Here is a 15,956-nt window from a genome sequence, read left to right on the forward strand (position 1 = left end):
TTATCCTTGCATCTGCGGCTTGTGCGCGGTGACGTGAATATAGCGGCCAAGACTGACAAAAGGTTCCTGACGACAATACCGCGTTTCTAATTCTGTTAAGGTGTCAAAACAGTCACGCTGTTTGTGTTTTTCACGCAGATAATCATGAAACACCCTGACGCCCGTTTTCCCGGTTATCTCCCAGCCAATCTCTTCCAGCCAGCCATACACCTGCTGCGGATCGCGCGGATAATCCGGGGAAAGCGTGCGTTTTTTCTTTTTTGGCATCCCGACCTGAACATAGTCGAAGTTACCCGCAACCATGTTGTGCATCAGGAAGCCGTTAGCATTGTAGAACATCAGTGACAGCGTACCGCCCGGGCGCAACATCGACCACAGGGTGCGTAACACGCTTTGCGGATCGGCAACCCACTCCAGCACTGCATGAAACAATATCAGATCAACCTGGGTTTCCAAATGCTGTGCGATGTCCTGAGCGGCGCATTGTATAAAATGCATGTTGTCGCTCACACCTTTCTCTTCTGCGGCACGCGTCGCACGCGCGATCATCTCAGCAGAAAGATCGCAAAGCGTTACGTGATGACCGCGCTGGGCCATTTTAATAGCCGTCTGCCCTTCACCGCCGCCAGCGTCCAGCACGCGCAACGTTTGCCCCTCAAACGAGGCCAGGATGTTGTCCAGATCCTGCCAGAGGATCGTCTGACGCAACTGCCCTTTCGTGGTGCCATAAATGTTGCGCGAAAACTTTTCCGCGATGTCATCAAAATTGCGATCCCGCATTGGGAGAGTTCCACTCGCTAACTGCAAAACCGCTATTTTGTCACACCCGCGCGGAGAATGAACCTCTCTGGTGTAATATCACGAGTAATCACCTGCTATATGGTTAAAAAAGGAACCAAAAAGGATGCTTTTTACCCTGAAGAAATACATTGGGGGGATGATGCTTCCCCTTCCACTGCTGCTTATCATCATTGCGCTGGGGCTGGCGCTGGTGTGGTTTAGTCGCTTTCAGAAAAGTGGCAAAACGCTTATTACCGTCGGCTGGCTGGTCCTGCTGCTGCTGAGTCTGCAGCCGGTCGCGGATAGCCTGTTACGTCCTGTCGAAAACAGGTACCCGACATGGCAGGGTCATCAGGAGGTGAAGTATATCGTGGTGCTGGGTGGGGGTTACACCTGGGATCCGAACTGGGCGCCCAGTTCAAACCTGATTAACAACAGCCTGCCTCGACTGAACGAAGGTATTCGCCTGTGGCTGGCGAATCCGGGATCGAAAATGATCTTTACCGGTGCGGCGGCAAAAACAAACCCGGTCAGCACGGCCGAAGCCGGAGCCAGAGTGGCTGAATCGCTGGGTGTACCGCGTTCCGCTATCATCACGCTGGACAGCCCAAAAGACACCGAAGAAGAAGCTGCTGCCGTGAAGCAGGCGATTGGCGATGCCCCGTTCCTGCTGGTTACGTCCGCCTCGCACCTGCCGCGGGCGATGATTTTCTTCGAAAGAGTTGGCCTGCATCCCCTCCCCGCGCCGGCTAACCAGATGGCCATCGACGCGCCGCTTAACCCATGGGAACGGGCGATCCCGTCCCCGGTATGGCTGATGCACAGCGATCGTGTCGGTTACGAAACGCTTGGACGCCTCTGGCAATGGCTAAAAGGCGCGTCAGGCGAGCCAGGGCAGGAGTGATTTCGTGGCGAGATCGAAGTTGGCGCGATTAAAACGGCCAGTATTGACCAGTTGCGCCACTTCATCCCAGAGCAGATAGAGCCAGCGGCGCCAGAGAAACGCTTCTGCAACCGGCGCGCGCTGGAGATAATGCCAGAGTAACCCCTCTGCGGCCCCGCTGTCGCTGAGCCTGAACAACTCGTACTCGCGCGGTGCCCAGAGCATGATTCCCGGCCCTACCATTGCCAGAAGCTGGTCGCTGCGAGGGTCTTTCAGCATGCTGCGCAGGGTAAAATTGCCGTGAACCAGCACGCAGTTGTCGTTAAAGCCGTCAAACAGCGCGGGCAAACACTCCCGGGTGCGGAACAAAATACGTTTGTCCTGCATGGTCAAACCGGTGTTATTAAACTGGTTAAGGGTGCCCCACAACACTTCGACCCGCTGGCGGTACCACAGTGGCCACAGGTTTTCCTGGGTGCTGTCTACCGGCCCGACGAGCCCACCGCTGTCTTGTCTGTGCCAGCCCAGTAGCGCCTCGACAATCTGATCTTTCAGCTGTTCCCAGCGTTCCGGTGAACGAGCAGGCGCTTCCACAGGCACGCCACGTAACCGCTCAATCAGCAGGACATCGGGGCCGGGGTGTTCTTCATGCGTCATCACGCCATACACCGTCGGCATGCGGACGGTCCCTTGTCGCGCAAGCATCGACATTTTCCAGGCCAACTGCCTGGCAACGCCCGGCGAGGTAAAACTTCGGGCCATCAGCGGCATTGGGTTTCCCTGGCTGTCATATAACGACCAGAGTGCGGTATCTGCTTTTTCGTTCACACACTCAACCCTGCTTAACTTCTCACCCAGCAGATGGCTCAGTTCAGCACGCAGCTGTTCCATATGAGATTACCCCCATTAAGACTACTGCTTTTATAATGAGCGCGCGGACAGAAGATGTCACCCGACAGAGATCAATTATGGAAAAGAAAGGGAAAATAACCGGGAGAGAACATCCCCCCGTAAGGAGGGATGCGGGCGCTATTAACGCAATTCGGCGCGGACGCGCTCAAGATCTTCCGGGGTGTCAACACCCGTACCTGGCACTTCCTGCGCAACGGCAACGTGGATTTTTTCCCCGTACCAGAGCACGCGGAGCTGCTCCAGCATTTCGATATGCTCCAGCGGGCTGGGTGCCCAGGTGACATAACGACGAATAAAGCCAGCGCGGTAGCCGTAGATCCCCAGATGACGCAGGAATGAATCACCAATGGTCTCTTTTGAAACCGCAAAACGATCACGATCCCAGGGAATAGTGGCGCGAGAGAAGTAGAGCGCATAGCCCTCGGCATCCATCACCACTTTCACCGCGTTCGGATTAAACGCCTCTTCAGCGTGGAGCACAGGTACCGCGAGCGTAGCCATACCGACCTGGCGCTGCGCCAGGTTTTCCGCCACCTGGCGAATAATGACCGCCGGGATCATCGGCTCGTCGCCCTGCACGTTAACGATGACCGTATCATCACTAAAACCGCATTTCTCAACCACTTCTGCCAGCCGCTCTGTGCCGGACTGGTGATCGGCGCGGGTCATGCACACTTCTCCGCCAGCCGCCTCAACCGCACGGGCAACGTCCGGATGATCGGTTGCCACGATAACGCGCTCAGCACCGGACTCACGCGCACGTTCAAGGACATGCACAATCATCGGTTTGCCGTTGATATCCACCAGCGGTTTACCCGGCAGACGGGTTGATGCATAACGCGCAGGAATAATGACAACAAAACTCATGGTTTGCTCTCTTCTGCCACCAGGGAGCGGGCTTCGTTTTCCAGCAATACCGGAATACCGTCGCGCAGCGGGAATGCCAGACTGTCCAGCTTGCAAATCAGCTCTTGTTTGTCCTGGCTGTAATAAAGTTTGCCGTTGCACACCGGGCAGGCAATAATTTCAAGTAAACGGTGATCCATAGTTCCTCCGTATGGGTAATCGCTAAAGCTTAACACATTCCTTTTTCAGGGAGTGTCTGTTTCCCAGCCACGTCGACAGGTGCTAAACAACCCGTCAGGCACCCGACCCAGCGCCACGTCGTGGGCCCCCTGCCAGCATGCGAATTCGCTAATGGCGGAGGTTAATCCTTTTTCCAGCGCCGCTGTGGTCTGGATCCCCTCTTCAAGATAGAGCGCGATAATCTCCAGCGTGCCGGTTTTGCGGTGCATTTTAGCGTCCATTCGACCGACCAGTTGCCCTTTGTGCAGCAGAGGCAACACAAAGTAGCCGTACTGACGCTTTGGCGCGGGGGTGTAACACTCAAGCCGATAGCTGAAATTAAACAGCTGTTCGGCCCGTTTTCTGTCCCACACGACCGGATCGAAAGGCGATAACACCGCGCTGTGGGTTGCCTGAAGCTTACTGTCCAGAGCCTGGGGTAAGAGCGGGAGGAGATCCGAATGCAGCCACATGTCCCCGAGGGTTTCTACCGTGACGGGGATAACACGATGTTCACGCTGCCACATTTCCAGCAGCGGTTTCAGGGCCGGCTGGCGAAGGCGATAGTAATCCGCCAGCCACTGCGGCCGGAAAATGCCCAGACTGCGGGCGCTGTTTTCCAGCATGATGGCTTCCGCTGCCTCCTGGGTGAGTAAGTCACGCTCATCGTCCCAGTGGGGCATCACGCGGTGCGTCAGGTCATACACGCGCTGAAAATTACGCCGTTCAATCACCATGACTTTGCCGGACGTAAACAGTCCTTCAAGGTGGCGTTTGTGCGGCTTCCACTCCCACCAGCCGCTGGTCCCTTTTCTCGGATGTTCAAAATCGGCGGAACGTACAGGACCGTTTTGCTGAATATGCTCGATAAGCTGTGCAATTTCAGTCGCGTGCTCCTGCATCCATTCCTGGCGGTATTTCCAGCCCATCTTTTCGGGGGCCAGCATGCGATGGCGAACCAGGGCAAAATCGCTGCGCGGCAGGAAACAGGCCTCGTGCGCCCAGTACTCCATTAAGTCCCCCTTACTGAGCGCGTCATCCAGCCACTGAGGCGGATAATTCCCCAGTCGACTAAACAGCACAAGGTAAGGGCTACGGGCCACGATATTAATGGTGTCAATTTGAAGGAGCGACATGCGCTGAACGGTAGAGAGAATATCGGCGGGCTGCGCGCGGCGGCGGGGCTTTTTGAGCAGCCCCTGTGCGGCAAGGTGCAAATGACGTGCGGCTGAAAGCGAGAGTTGCGGTAAAGACATGCGTTTTCCTGTCAGTCAAAGCGCCACCAGAACCGCGTAAGCCATTACTGCACTAACGCAATCAGTTCCTTGAGCAATTGTTCCGGTTGCTCACCGCTGAGTTCAGCGTCAACCGGCAGATACCACCAGTTATCCTTCGCAAAGGCACGGCATTTCACCGCATCTTTTTCAGTCATGATTAGCGTCTGCCCCGGAGCAGTCAGAGCCGCGACCTGATCTGGCACCAGCGCCTGATGATCGGCCAGCGGAACGCGTTTTTCAAGCCGGGCACCACACTGTTCCAGCGTCGCGAAGAAACGCGGAGGATGACCGATACCCGCCATGGCCACCAGCGCGGGTAACAACGAGACAGTACGGCGCTCTCCGGTCAATAGATTCACCGCCATTCCCGGCCTGAGATGCATAGGGATCTCACCCGGTTTGGCCTCTCCACCGTTAACAATCACCGCATCAACGGACCTGAGACGCGAAGCACGTTCGCGCATTGGTCCGGCGGGTAGCCACCAGCCGTTACCGAACCGGCGAACCCCGTCAATGACCACAATCTCTTTATCACGCGCCAGCGCGTAATGCTGCAGACCATCGTCAGTAATAATAATGTCTACCGTGTGTTCGGCAAGAAGTGCCTGAACGGCATCACTGCGTACCGGGGAAACCGCAACAGGTGCACCTGTACGCTGGTATATCAATACTGGCTCATCACCCGCTTCAGCGGTCGTAGTTTCCGCGGTCAACAACAGGGGATACTGCGCCGCTTTTCCGCCATATCCACGCGATACCACGCCTGGGCGTATACCGCGTTTTTGCAGTTGCTCCACCAGCCAGATCACCACCGGTGTTTTACCGTTGCCGCCAGCCGTCAGGTTACCCACCACGACAACCGGCACCGGCGCGCGCCATGCTTGCTTCAACCCCAGACGGTAAAGCAGACGAATGACGCCGCTCACCAGGCCATAAAGCCAGGAAAGCGGCAGAAGCAGCAGCCACAGCGGTGATTCACCGGACCAGATGCGTGCAATCATTCGCCGAATTGCATCTTATGCAGTTGGGCGTAAACGCCGCGGTGCGCCAGCAAATCAGAGTGGCTTCCGCGTTCGACAATCACGCCATCTTCAACAACAACGATTTCGTCAGCCTGCTCGATAGTCGACAGACGGTGCGCAATCACCAGCGACGTACGGTTCTTTTGCAGCTCATCCAGCGCAGACTGAATGGCACGTTCAGATTCCGTATCCAGCGCAGAGGTTGCTTCATCCAGAATCAGAATCGGGCTATCACGCAACAGCGCACGAGCAATGGCGATACGCTGGCGCTGGCCACCGGAGAGCAGTACACCGTTCTCACCGATAATGGTATCCAGACCGTTATCCATCTTGTTGATAAAGTCCATCGCATAGGCCATACGAGCGGCCTTTTCAATCTCCGCACGGCTGTACTCTTCTGTACGCGCATAGGCAATGTTATTTGCCACAGTATCGTTGAAGAGATGCACATTCTGGGAGACCAGCGCCACCTGGTTACGCAGCGACTGCAGGGTATACTCCCGCAGGTCATGGCCATCCAACAGGATTTCACCCTCGTCGATATCATAGAAACGGGTGATCAGGCTGGCGATGGTGGATTTACCTGAGCCGGAGCGGCCTACCAGCGCAACGGTTTTACCCGCGGGAATGGACAGGTTGATATTACGCAAAGCCGGCGTTTCGCGGCCAGGATAGGTGAAAGTCACATTGCGGAATTCAACATCGCCGTGGGCGCGTTCAATCTCGCGTTTACCTTCATCTTTCTCCTGTTCGGTATCCAGAATGCTGAACAGGGTCTGGCAGGCAGCCATCCCGCGCTGGAACTGAGCGTTGACGTTCGTCAGTGATTTCAGCGGACGCATCAGGGCAATCATCGATGAGAAGACCACGGTGATGGTACCTGCCGTCAGCGTCTCCATCACGCTCGGGAAGCTGGCCGCATACAGAACAAAGGCCAGCGCCAGAGAAGCGATCAGCTGGATGATAGGGTCAGAAATTGAAGAGGCCGAAACCATTTTCATCCCCTGCAGACGCATTTTGTTGCTGACTTTATCAAAGCGTTTGGTTTCGACTTCCTGCCCGCCGAAAATCAACACCTCTTTATGCCCTTTCAGCATCTGCTCAGCGCTGGTCGTAACCTGGCCCATCGTGTTCTGCATATTCTTACTGATGTTGCGAAAACGCTTTGAAACGACGCGAATAGCAATAGAGACAACCGGTGCCAGCACGATAAGGATCAGTGACAGCTGCCAGCTGTAATAGAACATCATGATGAACAGACCGATAATCGATGCACCTTCACGCACCACGGTAATCAGCGCGTTGGACGACGATGATGCCACCTGCTCGGAGTCGTAGGTAATACGTGACAGCAAGGTACCGGTAGACTGCTTATCAAAGAACGCTACTGGCATGCCCATCATGTGGCCAAACAGCCGACGGCGCATGGTCATAACGACTTTCCCGGAAACCCAGGAGATACAGTAGCTCGAAATGTAGCTGGTGATACCGCGTAAGATCATCAGTCCAATAACCACCAGTGGCATCCATATCAGCACTGAGCGATCTGTTTTACCAAAACCGTCATCCAGTAACGGTTTGAGAAGCGATAACATAAACGTATCGCTGGCTGCGTTGAGAACTAACGCTACACCCGCCACGATCAAGCCTGCTTTAAAAGGTGCAATCATCGGCCAGAGTCGGCGGAAGGTTTGCCACGTGGAGAGATCTTTGTCGTTATGCATTCAAAAAACCAGCATCTGTTGAAATAGCCGCATATTCTACCCGTTATCTCCGGGCGCGCCAAACCACTGATGATACCAACGCGGTAAATATTCATCACGTACGCGCTGTATTTGCCATCGATGTTGCGAGAATGTCACCGATATTTGTCCAGAATGGGGGGTATCGTGCCAGATATAGCCCTCTTTTCGATAACGTCTGATAACTTTTGCCGACGGAAAATGCCATGCGTTATAGCGGGCCGCAGAATCGAGCGCGATCCTCCCCTCTACCCGCTGTACCAGTGGCAATGATGAAGACGTATTGCTGCCATGATGGGGTACCTGTATTACAGTGGACGTCAGATGACGCCAGTAATGGCTAAGCATAGTCTGTTCCGCTGGCGCTTCAATATCCCCCGTAAGCAACGCACTCTGCTCACCATCGTCGATTTTTACCACGCAGGAGCGATTGTTCCCCCTTTCGGAATAGCCCTCAGGTGGCCAGTGGACGGTGAAGGTTAACCCTTCCCACATCCATCTCTGCCCGCGAAAACAAGGCCGATGTTCCGCCCGGCCTAACGGGCTTCTTATCCATAACGTGGGCCATGTTTTTTGCAGCGTCGCCAGGCCGCCCGCATGGTCGAGATGCTCATGACTGAGGATGACGCCTTCTGGTTGCAAATGGTGCCAGCGTAGCCACGGAATGATTAACTGCCGGGCGCTATCACCACCCGGCCAGGCGAGCCCGGTATCATAAAGAAGGGCTTTACCGTGGCGTTCAATGACCATTGCCAGTCCCTGCCCAACATCCAGCATATGCAGTGTCCAGCCCTCACTTCTCACCGTTCGCCAGAGTGGAAATGCCAGTAAGACACTCCCTGCCAGACAAACGGCAGGAACGGATTTCCAGGCATGAAAGCGCCAGCCAATAATGGCAAGCCAGGGCAATAACGTCAGGTATTGCCACCGTTCATCTACATTCTGCCAGCCATCCGGCAAGCGCATCAGCATCCAGAACAACCCCCCCAGGGATTTATCGGCTGCAAACCAGAGGGCACTTTCCAGCGCCGTCAGCGGCAACAGATGAAGCAACATTCCGGAAAGGATCAGCGGTACGCAGACAAAAGTGACCAGGGGGACGGCAAAGAGATTAGCCACCAGGGAAGAGAGGCTGAATCCATGAAAAATCAGCACCTGTAATGGCATGAGCAGAAGCAACATGCCAGTTTGCAGATAGAGCAGATTCACCAGAGGCTGTAACCAGCGAACCCGGTGCCCGCGGGGAAGAGGCAGCCACTGAAACCAGAAAATCAGCGCGGCGACGGCAAACGCTGAAAGGGCCAGACTTTGAGAAAGCACGGCTAAGGGATCGCTTATCAGGATTGCCGCGATACAGCAACACCACACCTGCCAGGGAGACCACTGACGGGCGCCAATGCGCAATGCCGCCAGCACGGCAAGTGCGATAACCGTTCGCAATGCGGGCGGTTGCAGCCCGGTAAGCCAGGCGTAGAAAGCGGCAAAGAGCAACCCGGCCAGGAGAGGAATCTGCCAGTGGATCCAGTGGCCCGGCATCAAGAACTGAAGCCCACGCGCAAGTAACCAGATGATGGATGCGGCCAGCGCAATATGCAGACCCGAAATTGCCATCAGGTGCAGCGTGCCGGTGTCGCGCATCAGATCTTTAATTTCCCGGGGCACCTCCAGACGTTCTCCCATCCCCAGCCCAAGCATAACCGCGCCCCAGTGAAAAGCAGAAAGCCGGTGTTGCAGTGACATCAGGTACTGAGCAAGCAAGCTGCAGTTTTCATCGACGATTTTCGCCTGCGTAAAACGTCCGCTGAGCGTCTGGTGCCGGGCAAAGGCGCTTCGCTGGGGATCATATCCCCCGTCGTTTAGCTCGCCATGCACAGGCCGGAGCCTGAGCGACATAGCCCAGCGCTGACCGGCACATACCTTTTGCGGCAGGTAATTGCCATACAGCGTCACGCCCGTGGATGCCCACCAGCGCTGACCATCGATACGCAGAATGTTGCCCTGATGCATTGTTGCACCATCAGTGGCCGTGATTTCTATCTCTGCCTGCACTGCTCCCGTCGTTAAATGTTGCATCGGCCAGACGCTTTCCTGCGCAGCAAGAAGACCCCAGACACAAAATAACACCATGATCCCCATATACTTCAGGACGTTGTGTCGCTGGGCGGCCAGCGCTATCCCACCGGCTATCATTACCCACACGGTATGACGTTCAGGCAGGACGGGTAACCAGAGTAACGGCATGATCGCCAGAATGGCGCAAAGACTTATCGCGGGAATGCCCATTACTACCTCCCTGTTTGAGGGTGACAGTATGGAAGCATGCAGGGTGAGTCGTCAGCCAGAAGAAACGCGGTTTACAGCGGGCGCTGAAGCATTTTTATCCGTTTGCAGAAAACAAAAGGAAAATTGCGCGGCATCTTCAGAATAAAAGCGACAGGCACAAAAAAAGCACCCGCAGGTGCTTTCTTTCGAACCCAGTTTAGCGCTGATGGCTAAACTCAGTTGCCGTAAATGTTGGCGCGATCGCGCAGTTCTTTACCCGGCTTAAAGTGTGGAACGTACTTACCTTCCAGTTCGACTTTATCGCCAGTTTTCGGGTTACGCCCGGTACGTGGAGCACGATAGTGCAGAGAAAAACTACCGAAACCGCGGATTTCAATGCGCTCGCCCTGGGCAAGAGTGGAGGCCATATGCTCCAGCATCTCTTTTACGGCATCCTCCACTGCTTTCGCAGGGATATGCGGTTGCTGACTGGCAAGTCTTTCAATCAATTCTGACTTGGTCATGATTCCTCCGGTTCCTTTCAAACCAATTAGCTGAACAGCTCATTAAACAAGGGCGGCCGTAGCCGCCCTTTGTTATTGATTACAGGACGAATCCTCTAATCTGTCAAGTTTGCTCCTCATCCTTCTCGCTGTAAATGCGTTATAGCTCAAAATGATGCGGACAACCTGATATTACTCGCCTTTAGCTGCTTTGAAAGCTTCAGCCATTGCGTTGTTAGAGAAGTTTGCATCTTCCTGTTTGTTAACAGTGGCGATTGCATCTTTCTCATCAGCTTCGTCTTTAGCACGAACAGACAGGCTGATTGCACGGTTCTTACGGTCAACACCGGTGAACTTAGCTTCAACGTCGTCACCAACGTTCAGAACCAGAGTCGCATCTTCAACGCGGTCACGTGAAGCTTCAGAAGCGCGCAGGTAACCTTCAACGCCGTCAGCCAGTTCTACGGTTGCGCCTTTAGCGTCAACTGCAGTGACTTTACCGTTTACGATTGCGCCTTTCTTGTTCAGTGCAACCCAGTTGTTGAACGGATCTTCTGCGAGCTGTTTAACGCCCAGGGAGATACGTTCACGCTCTGCGTCAACCTGCAGAACAACTGCAGCGATTTCGTCGCCTTTTTTGTATTCACGAACTGCTTCTTCGCCTGCAACGTTCCAGGAGATGTCAGACAGGTGAACCAGGCCATCGATGCCGCCGTCCAGGCCGATGAAGATACCGAAGTCAGTGATAGACTTGATTTTACCTTCAACACGGTCACCCTTGTTGTGGGTTTCCGCGAACTGCTGCCATGGGTTGTTTTTGCACTGTTTCAGGCCCAGGGAGATACGACGACGTTCTTCGTCGATATCCAGAACCATAACTTCCACTACATCACCAACGTTAACAACTTTGGATGGGTGGATGTTTTTGTTGGTCCAGTCCATTTCGGAAACGTGCACCAGGCCTTCAACGCCTTCTTCGATTTCAACGAAGCAGCCGTAGTCAGTCAGGTTGGTAACGCGACCAGTCAGTTTAGTACCTTCTGGGTAACGCTTAGCGATAGCTACCCATGGATCTTCGCCCAGCTGTTTCAGGCCGAGGGATACACGAGTACGCTCGCGGTCGAACTTCAGCACTTTAACAGTGATTTCGTCGCCCACGTTCACGATTTCGCTTGGGTGCTTAACGCGTTTCCACGCCATGTCGGTGATGTGCAGCAGGCCATCAACGCCGCCCAGGTCAACGAATGCGCCGTAGTCAGTGAGGTTCTTAACGATACCTTTGACTTCCATGCCTTCCTGCAGGTTTTCCAGCAGCTGATCGCGTTCTGCGCTGTTTTCGGATTCGATAACGGCACGACGGGATACAACAACGTTGTTACGCTTCTGGTCCAGCTTGATTACTTTGAACTCAAGCTCTTTGCCTTCGAGGTGCAGGGTGTCACGGACTGGACGAACGTCTACCAGAGAACCTGGCAGGAACGCACGAATACCATTCAGCTCAACAGTGAAGCCACCTTTAACTTTGCCGTTGATAACACCGACCACAGTTTCAGCTTCTTCGTAAGCTTTTTCCAGCGTGATCCAAGCTTCGTGACGTTTAGCTTTTTCACGGGAAAGCAGGGTTTCGCCGAAGCCGTCTTCTACTGCATCCAGAGCAACGTCAACTTCGTCACCAACCTGGATTTCCAGCTCGCCCTGGGCGTTTTTGAACTGCTCTGCCGGAATGGCGGACTCAGATTTCAGACCGGCGTCAACCAGTACTACGTCTTTGTCGATAGCAACAACAACACCACGAACGATGGAACCCGGACGGGTTTCGATTGTTTTTAAGGATTCTTCAAATAGTTGAGCAAAAGATTCAGTCATGTTTAATCTTCAGGTTAATATAACGTCCACCTGGCTCCGTGCCGGATGGGGTTGTTTCACATACCCGCCGTCAATCCATTGCAGCGGGGGTACTGCTAAATCGGTCGCAATTACGCGAGTGCCAGTTTTTGGCGCGCATATTGTAGCGCTTTTTCAATCACTTGCTCAATAGTTAAACTGGTTGAATCCAGAACTAATGCATCTTCTGCAGGAACAAGTGGGGCGACGGCGCGGTTACGATCGCGGTCATCGCGCTCTTTTATCTCGGACAAAAGGCGATCAAAGTTAACACTAAACCCCTTTTCCTGCAACTGAAGCATGCGGCGTTGAGCCCGTTCTTCCGAGGAGGCGTCGAGGAAAATTTTCACTGGCGCATCAGGGAAGACAACGGTTCCCATGTCACGCCCGTCAGCGATCAGGCCAGGCAGCTCACGGAAGGCGCGTTGACGGCGCAGCAGTGCTTCACGCACACGCGGGAAAGCGGCAACCTGTGACGCGGCATTCGCCACGTCCTGAGTACGAATTTCACCGCTGACATCTTCACCTTCGAGAATCACTTCCAGATTTCCGTTGGTTGAGATAAAGCGAACATCAAGATGGGTAGCCAGCGGAACCAGCGCGTCTTCGGAGGCCACATCAACATGGTGATGCAGCGCCGCAAGCGCTAACACGCGGTAAATAGCACCAGAGTCCAGCAGATGCCATTGCAATGCTTCCGCCATTGCCTTGCACAAGGTGCCCTTTCCTGCACCGCTTGGGCCATCAATGGTTATGACCGGGGCAATTGCCGTCATCTTTATCTCCTTAAACAGGCATACCGTTAACGTAAACGCCGCGCATTATACGCGCCAATGCCCACAATCGTTAACGTTGTGTGCAAAAACGCGAATTACAGGTATTTAGATGAAGAATTATTGCGCAATGATACTTCTACATCGTTCGCGTTGCTTGCCGGCGGCAGGCGCACATCTTCAGAAGTGTAGATCATCACGTCAATGAGTGGGAACGGTGTAAGCGCGCCAGCACAGAGGCTGGCGCGAAGGCAAATCAGGCAGGGGTACTGATACGCGCCAATTGCCCGAAGTAGTCCGGGAAGGTTTTCGCCGTACATTTCGGGTCGAGAATGGTCACCGGCGTATCGGAGAGCGCCACCAGCGAGAAGCACATTGCCATGCGGTGATCGTTATAGGTGCCGATTTCCGCAAATTGCAGTTTTGCCGGAGGCGTGACGCGGATGTAGTCTTCGCCCTCCTCCACTTCGGCGCCCACTTTACGCAGTTCGGTCGCCATCGCGAACAGACGGTCAGTCTCTTTTACGCGCCAGTTGTAAATGTTACGCAGCGTCGTGGTGCCTTTTGCGAAGAGCGCCGCCGTGGCAATGGTCATCGCCGCATCCGGGATATGGTTCATGTCCATATCGATAGCGTTCAGCTCGCCATGGGTGCAGGAGATGAAATCATCGCCCCAGGTAATCGTGGCGCCCATTTTTTCCAGCACGTCAGCAAAACGGATATCGCCCTGAACGCTGTTACGGCCAATGCCGGTCACTTTCACCGTACCGCCCTTAATCGCCCCTGCCGCCAGGAAATAGGAGGCAGACGAAGCATCACCTTCCACAAGGTAATGACCCGGAGACTGGTACTGCTGCGCACCGCGAACCACGAATTGCTGATAAGCGCGGTTTTCCACCTCAACCCCAAAGGTTTTCATCAGGTGCAGCGTAATATCAATGTACGGTTTAGAGACCAGGTCGCCTTTGATGGTGATGACCGTATCCTGTGGTGCCAGCGGCGCAGTCATCAGCAGAGCCGTCAGGAACTGGCTGGAGACGCTGCCATCCACCTCGACGTTACCGCCATTGAAACCACCGCGCAGACGCAGAGGCGGGTAATTTTCCTGCTCCAGATACTCAATCTGCGCGCCGCCCTGACGAAGGGCATCCACCAGATGGCCAATGGGACGCTCTTTCATGCGTGGCTCACCGGTCAGCACAATATTGTTGCTGCCCAGGCACAGGGCCGCCGCCAGCGGGCGCATTGCCGTCCCCGCGTTACCCAGAAACAGTTCACGCTCTTCAGCCGAGCGTAACGCGCCGCCGTTGCCGGTCACTTCACAGCGGGTGCGGTCGTCAGACAGCGTGTAATGAACTCCCAACGCTTTCAGCGCATTGAGCATATGGCGCACGTCATCGCTGTCCAGCAGGTTTGTGAGGACGGTGGTGCCGTTTGCCAGAGCTGCCAGCAGCAGAGCGCGGTTCGAGACACTTTTTGAACCAGGCAGATTAATGGTGCCATCTACCCGCGCGATAGGTTGTAACGTCAGGGATTCCATGAAACTTAACTCTCAACTCAACATAATAAAAACCCCGCAGCAGAGCTACGGGGGTGAAAACAGCGTAATTAACCGTGGCGACGTTCGAAGTCGATCATGAAATCGGTCAGGGTTTTAACCCCTTCCAGCGGCATCGCGTTATAGATAGAGGCACGCATACCGCCTACAACACGGTGGCCTTTCAGCGCATGCAGGCCTGCAGCGAAGGACTCTTCAAGGAAGACTTTATCCAGGTTGCTGTCCGCCAGCTGGAACGGCACATTCATACGAGAACGGTTAGCTTTCGCGACATCGTTACGGTAGAAATCGCTCTTATCGATCACGCTATACAGCAGGTCGGCTTTCTGCTGATTGATTTTGTCCATCTGCGCCACGCCGCCGTTTTGCTTGAGCCATTTAAAGACCAGTCCAGAGAGGTACCAGGCAAACGTAGGGGGAGTGTTGAACATGGAGTCGTTATCGTTGAGGACCGTATAATCCAGAATAGACGGGCAAGACTGATGGGCTTTACCCAGCAAATCTTCGCGCACGATGACGATCGTCAAACCCGCCGGGCCGATATTTTTCTGCGCACCCGCATAGATAACACCGTAGCGGCTGACGTCAATTGGCGCGGACAAAATGGTAGAGGAGAAATCGGCTGCAACCACCACGTCTTTACTGAAGTTCGGGGTCTCGTCGATGGCAATCCCGTCGATGGTTTCATTTGGGCAATAGTGCAGATACGCAGCGTTATCAGAGAGCTGCCACTCGCTCATCGGCTTCACGGCACGCAGGCCATCAACGGTAATTTTGGCGTCGATAACATTTGGCGAGCAGTACTTTTTGGCTTCTTTAACCGCACTTGCCGCCCAGTAACCCGCATCAACGTAGTCTGCCGTGGTTTTGTCGCCGAGGATATTCAGCGGGACGCCAGCAAACTGACCGCGGCCACCGCCGTGGCAGAACAAAACTTTGTAGTTTGAGGGAATGTTCAGCAGATCGCGAAAATCCTTTTCTGCCTCTTCCGCCACCTGAATAAACTCTTTACCACGGTGGCTGATTTCCATCACCGACGTACCCAGACCGTTCCAGTCACAAAGTTCCTGTTGAGCCTGTTTAAGCACGTCTGCCGGCAACATCGCCGGACCTGAACTGAAATTAAAGACTTGAGCCATTTCCCCTCACCACGCTAAAAGCAATAAGTTATAACTGTGGATATCGGTTTTATCATTCAGTGACACGCGCCGCAATGTCTAAAACTTATGACCGGTGAAATGTGTCCCGCGTCACACAATACAATCTGCCACCTCTCTGCGGCAAAACCGACAATA

At 54.4% G+C, this 15,956-nt stretch carries 14 protein-coding genes; 1 reads left to right on the plus strand and 13 read right to left on the minus strand.

Going from position 1 to position 15,956, the window contains the following annotated elements; genetic code table 11:
* On the minus strand, window positions 1–780 hold the full coding sequence (gene cmoM / locus QE396_RS09220; RefSeq protein ID WP_020884812.1) for a tRNA uridine 5-oxyacetic acid(34) methyltransferase CmoM: 780 nt from the start codon (window positions 778–780) through the stop codon (window positions 1–3).
* A gap of 124 nt (window positions 781–904) precedes the next feature.
* Between cmoM and elyC the strand changes: the two genes are divergently transcribed.
* On the plus strand, window positions 905–1,684 hold the full coding sequence (gene elyC, locus QE396_RS09225; RefSeq protein WP_020884813.1) for an envelope biogenesis factor ElyC: 780 nt from the start codon (window positions 905–907) through the stop codon (window positions 1,682–1,684).
* On the opposite strand, the gene QE396_RS09230 is transcribed toward elyC, so the two are convergent.
* The 12 genes from QE396_RS09230 to serC all read right to left on the minus strand — a co-directional run bounded on the left by QE396_RS09230 (window position 1,661) and on the right by serC (window position 15,800).
* Window positions 1,661–2,554, minus strand: a complete 894-nt coding sequence (locus tag QE396_RS09230) for a YcbJ family phosphotransferase (RefSeq protein ID WP_014169395.1) — start codon at window positions 2,552–2,554, stop codon at window positions 1,661–1,663. The genes elyC and QE396_RS09230 overlap by 24 nt on opposite strands.
* A 141-nt stretch (window positions 2,555–2,695) precedes the next feature.
* On the minus strand, window positions 2,696–3,442 hold the full coding sequence (gene kdsB, locus QE396_RS09235) for a 3-deoxy-manno-octulosonate cytidylyltransferase (RefSeq protein WP_014169394.1): 747 nt from the start codon (window positions 3,440–3,442) through the stop codon (window positions 2,696–2,698).
* Window positions 3,439–3,621, minus strand: a complete 183-nt coding sequence (ycaR, locus tag QE396_RS09240; protein WP_006174474.1) for a protein YcaR — start codon at window positions 3,619–3,621, stop codon at window positions 3,439–3,441. The genes kdsB and ycaR overlap by 4 nt, the downstream gene beginning before the upstream one ends.
* Before the next feature lie 45 nt (window positions 3,622–3,666).
* Entirely contained in the window at window positions 3,667–4,896 is a 1,230-nt protein-coding gene (locus QE396_RS09245) for a winged helix-turn-helix domain-containing protein (protein WP_020884814.1), read from the minus strand.
* 44 nt (window positions 4,897–4,940) lie between these two features.
* Window positions 4,941–5,918 carry a tetraacyldisaccharide 4'-kinase gene (gene lpxK / locus QE396_RS09250; protein WP_020884815.1) on the minus strand — a complete coding sequence of 326 codons (978 nt, stop codon included), beginning with the start codon at window positions 5,916–5,918 and terminating at the stop codon, window positions 4,941–4,943.
* Window positions 5,915–7,663 carry a lipid A ABC transporter ATP-binding protein/permease MsbA gene (gene msbA, locus QE396_RS09255; RefSeq protein ID WP_020884816.1) on the minus strand — a complete coding sequence of 583 codons (1,749 nt, stop codon included), beginning with the start codon at window positions 7,661–7,663 and terminating at the stop codon, window positions 5,915–5,917. Before msbA ends, lpxK begins: the two co-directional genes overlap by 4 nt.
* A 36-nt stretch (window positions 7,664–7,699) precedes the next feature.
* Entirely contained in the window at window positions 7,700–9,964 is a 2,265-nt protein-coding gene (locus tag QE396_RS09260) for a ComEC family protein (protein WP_309950816.1), read from the minus strand.
* Between the two features lie 215 nt (window positions 9,965–10,179).
* Window positions 10,180–10,467 carry an integration host factor subunit beta gene (gene ihfB, locus QE396_RS09265; protein WP_008499965.1) on the minus strand — a complete coding sequence of 96 codons (288 nt, stop codon included), beginning with the start codon at window positions 10,465–10,467 and terminating at the stop codon, window positions 10,180–10,182.
* Between the two features lie 171 nt (window positions 10,468–10,638).
* Window positions 10,639–12,312 (minus strand): 30S ribosomal protein S1, encoded by a 1,674-nt coding sequence (gene rpsA, locus QE396_RS09270; RefSeq protein ID WP_014169387.1) that lies wholly within the window; start codon window positions 12,310–12,312, stop codon window positions 10,639–10,641.
* Between the two features lie 110 nt (window positions 12,313–12,422).
* Window positions 12,423–13,106: a (d)CMP kinase gene (gene cmk / locus QE396_RS09275; RefSeq protein WP_014169386.1), complete on the minus strand. Its 684-nt coding sequence runs from the start codon at window positions 13,104–13,106 to the stop codon at window positions 12,423–12,425.
* 253 nt (window positions 13,107–13,359) lie between these two features.
* The gene (gene aroA / locus QE396_RS09280) at window positions 13,360–14,643 is read right to left on the minus strand and encodes a 3-phosphoshikimate 1-carboxyvinyltransferase (protein ID WP_020884818.1); all 1,284 of its coding nucleotides are present in this window, start codon (window positions 14,641–14,643) and stop codon (window positions 13,360–13,362) included.
* A 68-nt stretch (window positions 14,644–14,711) separates the two neighbouring features.
* Window positions 14,712–15,800 (minus strand): 3-phosphoserine/phosphohydroxythreonine transaminase, encoded by a 1,089-nt coding sequence (gene serC, locus QE396_RS09285; RefSeq protein ID WP_020884819.1) that lies wholly within the window; start codon window positions 15,798–15,800, stop codon window positions 14,712–14,714.
* Window positions 15,801–15,956 lie beyond the last annotated feature (156 nt).

The sequence above is a fragment of the Enterobacter sp. SORGH_AS_0287 genome (assembly GCF_031453695.1).
Taxonomy (GTDB): Bacteria; Pseudomonadota; Gammaproteobacteria; order Enterobacterales; family Enterobacteriaceae; genus Enterobacter; species Enterobacter ludwigii.